The organism is Xenorhabdus indica, assembly GCF_014467235.1.
In the GTDB taxonomy this organism is placed as follows: Bacteria; Pseudomonadota; Gammaproteobacteria; order Enterobacterales; family Enterobacteriaceae; genus Xenorhabdus; species Xenorhabdus indica.
Genome location: NZ_NKHP01000009.1, coordinates 1 through 14,697, shown reverse-complemented (window position 1 = coordinate 14,697; position 14,697 = coordinate 1). Strand labels below are relative to the sequence as shown.

Genomic DNA, 14,697 nt, shown 5'->3' with positions numbered 1-14,697 from the left:
TTTAACGGCTGCATAATGCAGCCGTAGTTATCGCTATTATTTTTTTAGAATGTTTCCCAATTAGATGGGTCTTCCGCATCGCTGCTTTTTTTCAGCACGGGAGGATTTGTTTTATTAGCTGGAGGAGTCGGCGATTTTATCGTCGTTAAAACTTCATGTTTTCTTTTCTCAGGCTGCTTCCTTTCTGCCTGCTCCGGTAACTGAAATAATGATACTGCTTTGGTCAAGATCATGGCCTGCTCTTCCAACGCTGCTGCTGCGGCCGCAGACTGTTCAACCAATGATGCATTCTGTTGTGTAACCCTGTCCATTTCAGAGATAGCAACACCAACTTGTGTAATTCCCCGACTTTGTTCATCAGAAGCTGATGCTATTTCTCCCATGATGTCAGTCACACGGGTAACAGAATCGACAATTTGGTTCATTGTTTCACCAGCACTTTCCACCAGCACAGAGCCTGTGTCAGTACGGCTGACCGAGTCTTCAATCAGTGACTTAATCTCTTTCGCTGCTTCTGCACTGCGCTGTGCCAGATTGCGGACTTCACCGGCAACGACAGCAAAACCACGACCGTGTTCACCTGCACGAGCCGCTTCTACCGCAGCATTAAGAGCCAGGATATTCGTCTGGAAAGCGATGGCATCAATCACACCCGTGATATCTGAAATTTTGCGTGAACTATCAGCAATTTCGTGCATAGTTTGCACTACATTTGCTACTACTTTGCCCCCCTGACGGGCGATATCTGAGGCGTTATCCGCCAGATTACTGGCCTGGCGCGCGTTGTCGGCATTTTGTTTTACTGTTGCCGTCAACTGTTCCATACTGGCCGCAGTTTCCTCCAATGAAGCCACTTGCTGCTCAGTACGGGCAGAGAGATCATTGTTACCCGCAGCGATTTCGCTGGTGCCGGTATAGATGGTTTCAGTACTGTGATGCACACTTCTGACGGTATGGATCAGCTCGTCTTGCATATTTTTCAGGCCAACCGCTAACATTCCCATTTCATTGTTGCCAGAGACATCAACAGTCTTAGTCAAATCACCTTTCGAGAAAGCTTTAATGGCATCCAACAATTTGTGCAGCGGATCGATCAATGACTTGCGCAACCCAACCCAACTTGCTGCCATGACGACAATCAGCAATACAAATACAAAAATCAGGCTAATGATAATATTGTGGTAGGCGGCATCAGCTTCATCTGACAACTGCTGATACAGTTTTTCATTTTGATCCAAATAAAAGGCGTATTCAGCATCAAATGCATTTTGATACGTAGTGGTTGGTTGGGCAAAAAATTCTTTAAACTGTTTTTTTACCAGCAACACATCTAGTTCTTTCAGTGCATTGAGATAGTCTTGGTGGGTTTGTTTTAAGCTCTGCATACGCTCTGGCTCGCGTATAACTAGGCTTGGCAATTGTTCAAATTGCTGGAAACGACGCTCTGCACGCGCTAAGTTAACCTTAGCTTCTGCTAAAACATCCTCAATTTTGTATTCGCTCTCTCCACCATGCTCTTTCAGGATATAGATGATGCCAATACGATTCAGGTTATTACGCGCTTGTAGCAGGTTGATCCAACTCTCATCCAATAATTTCTGACGCTGCCGCATTTCATCCAGTGTATCAAAGGCTTTGGTATCATTCTTTAATGCCTTAAAGAACAATCCCCCTGAGATAAATTGCAGAGCACCAAATAATATGATGACCGAGATAAGTCCCGTCACTATTTTCATTCGGTTAAACATGACTTCCCTTGTGTAATAAATTGCTATGCCTGTGTTATCGGCATCCTTAAAGGGAACTTTACGCGTAATACAAAAAATTGAATTTTTGCTGTGTTTTTTTGATCTAAAACAAACCGGGCTGCCTTTTGCCTATTTCTGCTTTGCACCAACCTCTTGGCAAAAAGAGCGAGAATTATGGCAGCCCTGGAATATCAATCTCTGGCGACAGAATCTACCAATGCCATTTCCTCACTGTTGAGCAATTTTTCAATGTCTACTAGGATCAGCATACGCTCTTCAATGGAGCCAAGCCCGGTCAGATATTCAGTTGACAAAGTGACAGCGAATTCTGGCGCAGGACAAATTTGCTCTTCTTTCAGAGACAACACATCAGATACACCATCAACCACAATCCCCACGATGCGATTAAGCAGATTCAAAATGATGACCACGGTGTTATCGTTGTAAGTAACATCTTCTTGTGAAAATTTGATCCGCAGGTCAATAATGGGAACAATCACTCCACGCAGGTTAGTTATACCTTTTATAAAAGCTGGAGTGTTGGCAATCCGGGTAACCTGATCATAACCACGTATTTCTTGTACCTTCAGGATTTCAATTCCATACTCTTCGTCACCTAAGGTGAAAACCAGATATTCCTTTCCGGCTGTTTCCCCCGATAATTTACTAAATTCATCTATGGCTGGCATGATGTTACCTTTTACTGTGACTTAAAATTGGGCTTAACTTAAATGATTATTTTTGTTCGCAAGTTCAGCCTTACGCACGGCCAACTGCTCATGATTCAGTTTCTGCAAAGCAGGAATATCAATAATTAAGGCAACACTGCCATCCCCCATAATAGTGGCAGCCGAAATGCCCGGTACTTTGCGGTAGTTGCTTTCAATATTTTTAACAACAACCTGATGCTGCCCTACCAGTTTATCTACCAACAGTGCGTAACGACGCCCCGCACTTTGTACGATCACGGCAATACCTTTCGTTGGAGCTGTTTCTGTATTTGGAATGTCAAATATCCGGTACAGTTCAAGTAATGGCAGATATTCACCACGTACCTGCAACAGTTTTTCATCTCCCGCCAATGGATAAATATCTGCTTCTTGTGGCTGCAAAGAACTGACAACAGCACTCAGCGGTAAAATGAAGACTTCATCGTTAACTTTGACAGACATACCATCCAATATTGCCAATGTCAGCGGCAACAAAATACGAATGACTGTCCCCTTCCCTTCCTGGAAGTTGATCTGGATCTGTCCTCCCATATCCTGAATGTTACGTTTAACCACATCCATCCCCACTCCACGGCCGGAAACATCTGTGACCACTTCTGCGGTAGAAAATCCGGGAGCAAAAATCAACATAGCCACTTCTTCATTACTCATGTTTTCACTCACCATCAGCCCCTGAGACTGAGCTTTGGCTAAGATCTTCTCTCGATTCAGCCCTGCACCATCATCAATCACTTCAATACAGATATTGCCGCCCTGATGCTCCGCAGCAAGAGTTAAATTACCCGTTTCCGGTTTACCTGCTGCAAGACGTTTTTCCGGGATTTCGATACCGTGGTCAAGACTATTGCGAACCAAGTGCGTGAGCGGATCGATAATTCGCTCAATCAAACTCTTATCCAACTCTGTTGAGCTGCCGATCAATGTCAGTTCTACTTTTTTATTCAATTTTCCTGCCAAATCCCGCACTAAACGCGGATAACGGCTGAAAACATATTCCATCGGCATCATGCGGATCGACATGACAGACTCTTGTAAATCACGAGAATTGCGCTGCAATTGAGCCATACAACTCAACAATTCACTGTGTTTTGTCGGCTCTAATGCATCACAATGCTGCGCCAGCATAGATTGAGTGATCACCAGCTCACCTACCAGATTGATGAGTTGATCCACTTTCTCAACAGCCACACGAATACTGGAAGATTCCACACGTTGACGCGGTGATCCTGCTACCGGACGCGGTGCCGGACGGCCAACTTCATGTACATCTGCTTTTTTCTTTGCGTTATTTGTACTATTTACATTATTCGCATTAACAGACTGTGGTATATCTATATTGTCAGATGCCACATTATTTATGTCAGTATTTGGTGTTGTAGTATCGGATGATGTCGTACTTTCTTCAGTCTTTGATTCTGTCGGTTGGAGATCCGATACAGACAAAAAAGTTATCTGCTCAGGTTCAACCACAAAACACAATACCGCAGTAATATCATCTTCTGTTGCAGATGTAATTAGTGAAGCTTCAAGACTATCTGTGGTTTGTTCAACGTCATAAACCTCTCCAAGATGTCCGAGTTCATCTTTCATCAAAGCAACTTCACGTTCTTTCAACCCAGACAGATGAACACGGATCCTGCCTTGATCTATTGCCACAGCCGGAGCGCTTTTTTCTTCAGATTGCCCAGGTTGATCTGTTGTTACTGCTTGTACTTCCTTCTCTTCCTGACTTTCTGTCGCATGTTGGATAGTCTCTTCCATTACAGGTTCAGCTTCAGATATTGCAGTAAGAACTTCCATATTTTGCCGTTTTTCCCGCTGCTGATCTTCCTGTAACTCTAATGCAAGCTGACGCAATGTCTCGCAGATATAATTGAATGTATCTTCATCTGGCTCCTGAGAACTTTTATAGGCATCCAATTGTTGCTGCATAATATCTTTCGCTTCTAAAAACAGGTTGATAATGTCAGTTGTCAGGCGTATTTCGTCACGTCTGGCACTATCCAGCAGATTCTCCAATACATGTGTAGTTTGTTGTAGCTTGGTAAAACCAAATGTCGCAGCGCCCCCCTTAATGGAGTGGGCGCTGCGAAAGATGGCATTTAGCTGTTCATGATCAGGTTCATCGGCATTAAGCAGCAATAAATGTTGCTCCATATCCGCCAATAGTTCATCTGCTTCATCAAAAAAAGTCTGATAAAACGCGGTAATATCCATCGTTACTTACTCTGTCACCTTATTAGTATCACTTGCCGATTCTACTTTTGGCTGTCCGGGCGTTGTGATTTCATTGGATTGTCTGGTGGGTTGCTGAGAAGGCGTTCCCTCATTCGAATCCATTCTGATGACGTCTTGCATGTCCATACTACTGCTAGCAGTCATGGCGTTACCGCCACTGTTTTCCTGCTCAATCCGTTTTTCTGCTTCCTTATTCAAAACAATAATGCTGATACGGCGATTAACAGGAGCATCGGGAGCAATATCTTTCTGCATACTGACGGTGGATGCCATGCCAACAACCCGCAGGACTTTGGATTCATCCAAGCCACCAATTAGCAACTCTCGTCTTGATGCATTTGCACGATCTGAAGAGAGTTCCCAGTTACTGTAACCACGTTGTCCATTGATATATTGCAAATTATCAGTGTGCCCAGACAGGCTGATCTTATTTGGAATGCTATTCAGAATTGGAGCAATTGCCCGCAAAATATCGCTCATATAGTTTTCAACTTTCGCACTACCAATCATGAACATTGGACGATTTTCCCTGTCGATGATTTGAATGCGTAAACCTTCATCCATCATGTCAATCAATAAGTGCGGACGCAGTTCTTTGAGACGAGGATCAGTGATAATCAGTTGATCCAGTTGTTGACGCAACCGATCCAAACGACGGGTCTCCTCACTAGCCTCAACTTGCTTGTTCTGACGGAAAACTTCGCCATCCTGCTGGAAAACATCATCCCCTCCCCCAGGGATCGGGTTTGTACTATCACTACTCTGTTTCCCCTTATTGATTGCAACCTGCAAAGGGGTACGAAAATACTCTGCAATGCTAGTCAATTCTTGTGGGCTGGCGATAGATACTAGCCACATAACCAGAAAGAAAGCCATCATTGCAGTCATGAAGTCGGCATACGCAATTTTCCATGAGCCGCCACTATGACTATGACCATGTTTTTTGCGCTTTTTTATTCTGATAACAGAAACATTATTCGCTCTCATAATTAGTCTTCAGCTTCTTGTTGTACAGGAGCCTTAACCCTACGAACATGCTCTTCAAGTTCTGTAAATGAAGGACGATCTGTGAGAAATAATGTTTTACGACCAAATTCAACCGCAATTTGTGGGGCATAACCATTCATGCTGGAAAGCAGAGTAACTTTAATACATTGCATCATTTTTACCTGCTCACTACTGCGCTGACGCAACAAAGTCGCTAAAGGCGAAACAAAACCGTAAGCCAGTAAAATTCCCAGAAATGTTCCTACCATTGCGTGAGCAATCAATACTCCGAGTTCTCCTGCTGGCCGATCTGCCGAACCTAACGCATGAACTACCCCCATTACAGCCGCAACAATCCCAAATGCTGGCAATGAATCTCCCACCATTGTCAGACTGGTTGCAGGAACTTCACTTTCCTGCTCATAAGTCTCGATTTCTTCATCCATGAGGGCTTCGATTTCATGTGGATTCATATTACCGCTAATGATCAAGCGCATATAATCCGTGATGAAGTTCATCAGATAAGGATCTTTTAGTAAGCGGGGATACTGTGTGAAGATATCACTCTGTTGCGGATTCTCAATATCACGCTCCAGAGCCAAAAGCCCATGCTGGCGGGATTTGGATAGCAGACGAAACTGTAAAGCCATCAGATCCATGTACATCGCTTTATTGTATTTTGATCTACGCAATACTTTTGGTAAAACACGCAATGTAGCCTTTATCGCCTTGCCATTGTTGCCCACGATAAAAGCACCAATGCCCGCACCTGTAATAATCAAAAATTCCGCTGGCTGATAAAGTGCGCCCATGTGACCACCGACAAGCAGATAGCCACCAATTACCGCACCAAAAACCATGATATATCCTAAAAGTACTAACACGCGATATCCTTTAGCTAAGTTGGTGAGCAGATGGGATTTGAACAGGGCAAATTAGTCAATGAGGAAGAGGATGGCTGTAGATTACAGGCCAGAGTAACCAAAACCTGTAACCTAGTTTTCACTTTCCCATTTAAATTCACATAGCTTGCTGAGCAAATCCATCCAGCAGTTGTGAATTAGTATCGGCAGGTTGCGTGGAAAGTTTACGTTTTTTTACTGCTCTTGAAGGCGGCTGGCAAAGACTACAAACAAAGCTATTTACCGGTTGGTGAGCATGTGTGATAAAAGTTCCACCACAACAGCGACACTCGGTTGGCTGCAACATCCCACTGTCGACAAAACGAATGAGAGTCCAGGCTCTGGTTAGAGCCAAAACTGGCCCATCTTCACTCGCCGGAGGGCATTGCTCAAGATATAATCTATAAGCCTTTACTACAGCTTCAACACCAGCACAATGTCCACTTTTCAACAGGAAACGGTAAGCATTGTAGAACATGGAAGAATGAATATTCTGTTCCCAAGTCATAAACCAATCCGTCGAAAAGGGGAGCATCCCTTTAGGCGGAGGGCTTCCCCGCAATTCTTTATACAGTTTGATCAACCTTCCCCGGCTTAATTGCGTTTCACTCTCAAGCATCTGCAGCCGTGCGCCTAAAGTGATGAGCTCCATTGCCAACTGAATATCTTTAGCTTCCTGGACAATACTTTTCTCAACCATCTTTATGCTCTTTTCTTGATTGAAGCGTCATCCTGAGTGGATAACTGTTGAAAAAGATGGGTAGATAGCAAGATCCCTGTATGGATTTGTTGCAAATCATCTACCCGTGATTCCTTCGTCAACTGCTGTACAGTTTCGTGATCTTCAAACCGAAAATGGCAAATCAGTTGGTTTGTTTCAGCTAATTTTACTAACTGAGGCAATGTCAGCTCGGCCAACGTATCAGCCATAGATTCACTAATACCTAAACGGAACATCGCAGACGCTTTCTCATGGTTAATTAGCCGTTGTGCTAAAAGCAAATACGATAAATTTATGTCATAAATATGTTTGAGCAATTCAACCGTACTCATTTCTATATATCCCGTCCGATTACATGAAAAAATCAATTAAGTGATCAAAGAATCACTCACGACAAAATTACCAGTAGCATGAGATTCAATAATCTCCGACATAACTGAAATATACATCTTTAGCCAGAGCAGTAACTGTCCTTTGTATTACTCTTGGGATCGCCCAATTTCTAAAATATTTCGGTAATGGATTGTAAAAGTATTATTGCGTCATCTGGATAATGAACTTGCCACAATTGATTAAGAATATTCTTAATACTAATTAACTTTACTCCTGAATCATCAATTTATACAACGGAGAATATATGTCATTTTAAATACTATGTGACATACATCACAAAACTACCTTTTTTTATTATGATTCTAGCTCATTAACTATTCAAGCAAAAGAAAACAAAAAATAGTCTATAATTAATAAGTTAAATTATTTAAATAAAAATATTAGAGACCATTTTTTGTTTTATACGATCTATTAAACTTATAAATTTAAAATAACGATAAAAAATCCTTTCTTTAGCTAAATTATCAAAATATTATTAAAAATTGTTTCCTGATAATGTGGGTAAGCACTCATCTTCCACTATTAGTTGATTTAGATCATAGTTATGCCAAATTTATTAATCATATGTGAATACTAGTTATTAAAAAGATACCACTCTGATCATTTTTAATTTACGATTGTACTATTTTCACACAATGACCGAGGCGACATCGACATCACTTAGAGTACAAGTATCGCACAGATCACAAAAATAAGATAAAATACAGTATGATGTTGAAATAAAAAAACATCTGCATCTTTACCCCAGAGCAATAGCAATCAACGAGTCTCCAATCCCCCAACAAATCCCACCACATAACAATGCCAGTACCACTTTACCAAATCATCACAATTTATAAATTTTACTTATCAAAAATAGCCCACAGAAGGATAGCTTTTGACATTATTTTAACGAAAACCTCATTGTCAGTTGTTTACAGCCACGGAGCACTCCACAAGCCAAAAACATAAGAAAAAATTATAACACACATCCTCCACGCCCTCACAAATGTTAAGAATAATCGATGTTTATGACACTCATCTGACCAGTTTATAAACTAACATATAAAGTACAAAATAACCTATTTCCCTAATATTAATTTCCTTAAATAGGATAAATCCAGAAACAAAATAATTCCAAAAGGTAAATTACCCAATAAATTATTATATAAAACAAAACTAAATTTAAAAAGTAATTTACAGTTTAAGTAGAATGAGAAAAAACAATAGTTGGAATAAAAACAGATAGTGTCTTATTTTTCTTAATTTGAAATATAAATAATAACAAGTAATGTAATAATACAATTCAAATAAAAAAAATAGCATACAAAGATAATTCTATTACTCCGTTAAGTTTATAATTATTATGATAGCAGGTTCGTAGTTAAAGAATAACATCAATACCTATTCAAAATATCTGCCAAAAATCATCAATAGACAGAGTTATTGATACGAAAATTGTGATGGCTATTTTCTTAATCAAGATAGAAGAAGACATTAATTAATGGGAATTACTCACAATCATTCACCAATACTATGAATATAAAATCATTTTATCACATGAATGACAATACAGTAGCTTATAAGTTTCCTCAATTAATCAAGGAAAATATTCCCAAGGTAACAGTTTTAACCCTTATGAAAGTAGTAAATGATGATCATGATATGTAACTACCTAATGCCATTGTTATTAATGCCATCAATAATACAGGTAAAACGACGGTACTTTATACAATCAGTTTTTTGCGCAACATATGTACACCTGATTTTCATGATAACACCTGTTACACTACTCTCCAGATTGAAATACGGCTTAATGTTATACACTATTAGTTCAGATAAATACCATATAAAATATGTTGTAATATAGAAAATAGAAAGTGTCAGAGCATAAAATACCCAATATTTTTCACATCCTATTTGAGAGGTTTTCTCAAGAAACTTTTATCCATTTTATCCCATGACAAAGACTTAATGTGAAATATCGTACATTAGGTTTTGTACAAGTTAATAAATGGTTAACATAGGTAAAAATAGAATAAATGAACTGGCTACCAATACAGAAAATACATTCCCAAATTCGATCTGACCGTCATATTTAAATACCACATAATATTACCAAACGTTTTCCTTCTCTTTTTACGCCTTCTCCTAATACCATCTGATTTTTATCAAGCAAAATGATACCTGCAAATTCCTTTGCGATATCCATCCCAATCTCCACACAAATACTCCGACATACTGCAATATCGGTATATCATTTATTCCATCATCAGAAAGATCTATTGCATGCTTATTATTTTGTAGTGTCTTTAAAATGCATGATTTTTTCCGAAGAATTAAGAGATCTTAATTCCACTTCTTTTGAAAGGTTTTCATCACTCATACATTCAATATCAAGGCAACTAAGAATATTCTCAATATCTAACTCCATATCATGAAAAATTTTAACGGTAATGACAGAATTATCTTCGGCAAACACCGTAACCGAAATACTCACTCTTTTTAGTTAGTAACAGAAAGTAAATATTTCACGTCATCAAGATTTAATTCACGTATTGCTAAGATTAACACCCTGAAACCTTGTTCGTTATAACAGCTAATCAATTACATGATATTGTTACGACTTTCTTCAGTGAAAGGAATAGCTACTCCTTTTTTCTACACATGGCAGCAAACAGATCACATCCTTTTTGCTATACCTTTGAGAATCAATTGGTAGTTTTTCTGTGGTTTCTACACAAAAATTGATAACTTCCAACTAACACAGCTAAAAGGTAACTCATCAATTTTTCTGTAGCTGTGAAGAAAACGAATCTCTACTTTCTTTGACTTCCATATCTGATAATTACCTGATCCTTTAGTTTATTATCCCACTTTGATAAAAGCTTTTATCCCGATGTTGAAGTGTTGAAGTGTTGAAGTGTTGAAGTGTTGAAGTGTTGAAGTGTTGAACTATGATAAATTCTTTTCTGAAATGATTAATTAGTTTTTGTGACGGCGCTCTCAATCATACACGCGATACTCAATTTTCCATCTTAATAGTTACCTCTTCTTTGCTAATAGAGAAGAATTTATAAAGTTTTTGGGGTTGCCTAACTGAGAATAATGTTCATTATCATTAATGAAAGTATTTATAATCAATACCATTCTATATTATTAATATAATGACGTTATTTCATAGGCAACACCTTATTCATACTAAGAAATGAAGGAGGATCGTCCACATAAGCTTCTTATAAAATAATTAAATTACTTATATAAAATTATTCTAAGCGGGTAACTCAGCAGCAATTTTCCAGTTAACTGAGCTAACGCTTTTTTCTAAACTCACTCGGCAAACAATCGATTCGATCTCTTTTTGCTTCGCAGGTGTTGCCAATATTTCTGCACACACCTCAAGTCTATTTGGTTGGAGGGTATCAGTACTACTTAATGATTGTAGCCGAATGTTTAATCCATTAATTGCTTGCAGGATCAGCGTTCTGATTAATATTTCATCACCAATATCACAGATAATTTGGATTTTATAACACTGCTCTAAATCTAAGGCTAGTTGTTGAGGCTGGGCATTAATTCTCTGAGCCGCTTCTCTCAACAAAATATTTGCGGATAGAATTATTGCAGTTGCAATACTCGCTGACCAATATTGCCCTAACCCACACAAAACCCCAATACCTGCCGAGCACCATAAAGTTGCCGCTGTATTTAAACCACGAATATTCATTCCTTCTCTCATGATCACGCCAGCACCAAGAAAACCAATACCGGATACAATCTGCGCAGCAATACGTCCGGGGCTATCAGTCGAAGTTGATATTGAACAGAGAATAAAAACCGCAGCACCAGTGGCAACTAAAGCATTGGTTCTCAATCCTGCCATGCGTTGACGCCACTGACGTTCTGCACCAATTAATGCCCCGAAACACATAGCGGATAGTAAATGGATAGCAATAGATGTTAAAAACATGACACTCTCCCAATAATATTAAAATGGATAAATATATTCCTTTTCCCTGCCAGGTTATTTATTCATTGGCTTAGCTCATTTACAGCCTCTACGCTGCAACCCAAAATCTATTAGGTATAGGATCCAGCTTAATTCAAGCTTTTTATAGCTGAGTACTTATTGGCTTCAAGGTTTCAGATAATCTCAAGCCTGCAATTAAAATGATCTTACGCTTTGCAGGTACTATCTCTAATCGCTATTCATGTTTTTGAATTGAGCTAAGGTTCAACGGGTGGCCTAAAGAAATAATCTCTTTATTTTGTACAATAGGAACAGGATCGAATACAGAAATTCGATCTGGTTATTGATATGTCCCCGGAGGGAACAAGGAATGAGTATAAAATTGCATTATAGATACCCCGACATACCTGTTGATACTATATTTAAAGATTTAAAGATTTAAAATAGCAGCTCTACAGCATTGCGTGATTTTTCGGGAGAGTACAACTCGTGGGATTGAAGCAGTACTGCACACCATTTCAGGTAAGCAGTAATTGAATGTAAATGAACAGCTTACCGGATTATTTTTTATTAAACCTAAAACTTTGACTGTTCAATTATCAGCACTCCGATAGAATTTGGCCGGGAGTATAAACAGGTAAAATTGATAAGTAAAGACCTTAATTAATAAATGAACTAAAAAAAATGCTATCTTTATCACCTGTTCAATAAAAAAATTACCGTAGTTTATAATATATAAATGTTATTTTTTTATTAAAAATCATCCTATAAACAAAAAGCCCGCCAAGGCATTTTAGCATGACGAGCTTAATAAGGCATGAAGGCTAAATTAGATAGCAGTTACGTTTGCTGCTGCTGGGCCTTTGGCACCATCTTCAATGGTGAACTCTACGTTCTGGCCTTCAGCCAGAGTTTTGAAACCGTTACCTTGAATGGCAGAGAAGTGAACGAATACGTCTTTGCTACCATCGGTTGGAGTAATGAAACCAAAACCTTTGGACTCGTTGAACCACTTCACTTGACCTGTCATTTTCATGTGACTTTCCTATATATCAAAAAAAACTCGCCACCTCGGGCATGTGTTGGCCAGTATCAGCTATTACTTATGGAGGCACTAAGAAGGAAACGGTCTACAAAGGCTACTTAGGATAGCACTTTTACACATAACGCATTAACTCAAGATGTCGTACATAAAGTAGGTCTGTTTATCAGGCCAGACGCATTAACGCACGACCGCACAGGAATAGCAACCTTTTTATGTATTATCGATCTAAAAAAAATTTATACGCTCAATATTAGAACAGAATAACCGAACAAATAGATGAAATTATGATTTTATTTGATTTATTCAACTTTTATCTTAAGAAAAAATTCTCATGTTCTTTCCAGACAATAACAGTTTTGCAAATAAAAAAAAGTAATTGCTATACAGGTGGATGCACTGGGCATGGTAACCTTAAAAAGGTTAACACTTTTAATTCGATAACAGATTTCTACAATAATTGGGCTAGTATTATGGATATCATCAAACAGACATTGATTCAGGATCTTGAGCGGATCAATCTCGCAGAGCATCGAGATGGTAAGGTGCACTTTAATAGCATTTTTATTCACCAACATCCATACCTGTTTTTGGCAATGATCGTTGCTTATGCTTTCCTCGCTGTACTGATGTGGTATACCCCCTATTTTGGTGTTTGGTCACTTATTCTATTTACCATACTTTTTTTCACCATGGCTGCCGTTCTGCTGTTTGATATCAAACCGGTTTATCATTTTGAAGACATTGATGTACTAGATTTACGCGTCTGCTACAACGGTGAGTGGTTCGTTGATGAAAAAGTATCTCAGGAGGCTGTCAACACAATACTTGCTCATCCAAATGTATCTAACGAAATAAAGAATGAAATCAAACGAATCATCAGGCGAAAAGACGGAATTTGTTTTTATGATGTATTTATGATTGCGTGTTCAGAACAATCACCTTATTTTCAACCTCCTAAGGTTGAACAAAAATATGTAATTTCAGCAAAGTAGCATATTCATAGCACAATGCGCTCATATGATGAGCAACCAATAGAAAAATAGAATTTTTGCGTTGACACTCTCTGAGTTCATCGTTAATATTCGCCTCGTTCTCAGGAACGCAGCAATTCCTCCATAGTTCAGTCGGTAGAACGGCGGACTGTTAATCCGTATGTCACTGGTTCGAGTCCAGTTGGAGGAGCCAAATTCTAAAAAGCCCGATGTTAGCTCTGCTAGTCGGGTTTTTTGCTATCTATCCCCTTTATGGGTTATTTCTGACTCTAACGAACAATTTTCTATCTTGCCAAGATACGTTTTCTATCACCACATAGCCACTCTGAACACTACTTAACCAATTGAATTTATTTTCTATTTTTTCTCTTTACAACTCCTCTGTATTCCCCTATTATTCGCCTCGTTCTCAGGAACACAACAATTCCTCCATAGTTCAGTCGGTAGAACGGCGGACTGTTAATCCGTATGTCACTGGTTCGAGTCCAGTTGGAGGAGCCAAATTCTAAAAAGCCCGATGTTAGCTCTGCTAGTCGGGCTTTTTACCTTTTATTACTGGTAATAATGCTAATAACCACATCTACCTGACCCAATCACATTTATCCCAACTATCCAATCATTACTTATACCCCTATTGTACAGATAAAAAATTGACGATGTTTTCCGCTACAATCTTTCCTGTTAGTTCTATGTAATTAGTTCTACCTGTAATTTTCTCCGTGATCTTATTTCAGAAAATACAACGAAATCTTAATATTATATATAAGGTATAAAAATTATAGCATTGGTGATATTTCGTCACAAAAAATGATAAAACATCATCACATTGAATAACTATCAACCGCTTGAACTTATTTTTCATTATTTCTGCTTTACAACCCTTATCCATTCACCTATTATTCGCCTCGTTCTCAGGAACACAACAATTCCTCCATAGTTCAGTCGGTAGAACGGCGGACTGTTAATCCGTATGTCACTGGTTCGAGTCCAG

At 38.9% G+C, this 14,697-nt stretch carries 11 protein-coding genes and 2 tRNA genes; 3 read left to right on the top strand and 10 right to left on the bottom strand.

Annotated features, from left to right (window positions below):
- Nucleotides 1-44 precede the first annotated feature (44 nt).
- The 10 genes from Xind_RS08680 to cspE form a co-directional block, all read right to left on the bottom strand.
- Entirely contained in the window at nt 45-1,748 is a 1,704-nt protein-coding gene (locus tag Xind_RS08680; RefSeq protein ID WP_047681081.1) for a methyl-accepting chemotaxis protein, read from the bottom strand.
- Nucleotides 1,749-1,939: 191 nt separating this feature from the next.
- Nucleotides 1,940-2,437, bottom strand: a complete 498-nt coding sequence (gene cheW, locus Xind_RS08675) for a chemotaxis protein CheW (protein WP_047681078.1) — start codon at nt 2,435-2,437, stop codon at nt 1,940-1,942.
- Nucleotides 2,438-2,470: 33 nt separating this feature from the next.
- The gene (gene cheA / locus Xind_RS08670) at nt 2,471-4,636 is read right to left on the bottom strand and encodes a chemotaxis protein CheA (protein ID WP_420856067.1); all 2,166 of its coding nucleotides are present in this window, start codon (nt 4,634-4,636) and stop codon (nt 2,471-2,473) included.
- Nucleotides 4,637-4,702: 66 nt separating this feature from the next.
- Nucleotides 4,703-5,704, bottom strand: a complete 1,002-nt coding sequence (gene motB, locus Xind_RS08665; protein ID WP_047681072.1) for a flagellar motor protein MotB — start codon at nt 5,702-5,704, stop codon at nt 4,703-4,705.
- Between the two features lie 2 nt (nt 5,705-5,706).
- The gene (gene motA / locus Xind_RS08660; RefSeq protein WP_047681069.1) at nt 5,707-6,588 is read right to left on the bottom strand and encodes a flagellar motor stator protein MotA; all 882 of its coding nucleotides are present in this window, start codon (nt 6,586-6,588) and stop codon (nt 5,707-5,709) included.
- A gap of 136 nt (nt 6,589-6,724) precedes the next feature.
- Nucleotides 6,725-7,306, bottom strand: a complete 582-nt coding sequence (gene flhC, locus Xind_RS08655; RefSeq protein WP_047681066.1) for a flagellar transcriptional regulator FlhC — start codon at nt 7,304-7,306, stop codon at nt 6,725-6,727.
- 2 nt (nt 7,307-7,308) lie between these two features.
- Entirely contained in the window at nt 7,309-7,659 is a 351-nt protein-coding gene (gene flhD / locus Xind_RS08650) for a flagellar transcriptional regulator FlhD (RefSeq protein ID WP_047681063.1), read from the bottom strand.
- Nucleotides 7,660-9,995: 2,336 nt separating this feature from the next.
- Nucleotides 9,996-10,181 carry a hypothetical protein gene (locus Xind_RS20130; protein ID WP_156115351.1) on the bottom strand — a complete coding sequence of 62 codons (186 nt, stop codon included), beginning with the start codon at nt 10,179-10,181 and terminating at the stop codon, nt 9,996-9,998.
- A 789-nt stretch (nt 10,182-10,970) separates the two neighbouring features.
- Nucleotides 10,971-11,669, bottom strand: coding sequence for an MgtC family protein (locus Xind_RS08645; RefSeq protein WP_047686468.1), 699 nt, complete (start codon nt 11,667-11,669; stop codon nt 10,971-10,973).
- An 829-nt stretch (nt 11,670-12,498) separates the two neighbouring features.
- On the bottom strand, nt 12,499-12,705 hold the full coding sequence (gene cspE, locus Xind_RS08640) for a transcription antiterminator/RNA stability regulator CspE (protein ID WP_038265922.1): 207 nt from the start codon (nt 12,703-12,705) through the stop codon (nt 12,499-12,501).
- A gap of 479 nt (nt 12,706-13,184) precedes the next feature.
- Between cspE and Xind_RS08635 the strand changes: the two genes are divergently transcribed.
- From Xind_RS08635 to Xind_RS08625, 3 genes are all read left to right on the top strand, one after another.
- On the top strand, nt 13,185-13,706 hold the full coding sequence (locus Xind_RS08635; protein WP_047686472.1) for a YlaC family protein: 522 nt from the start codon (nt 13,185-13,187) through the stop codon (nt 13,704-13,706).
- Between the two features lie 117 nt (nt 13,707-13,823).
- Nucleotides 13,824-13,899: transfer RNA gene (locus tag Xind_RS08630), tRNA-Asn, on the top strand.
- A gap of 232 nt (nt 13,900-14,131) precedes the next feature.
- A tRNA-Asn gene (locus Xind_RS08625) sits at nt 14,132-14,207 on the top strand.
- Nucleotides 14,208-14,697 lie beyond the last annotated feature (490 nt).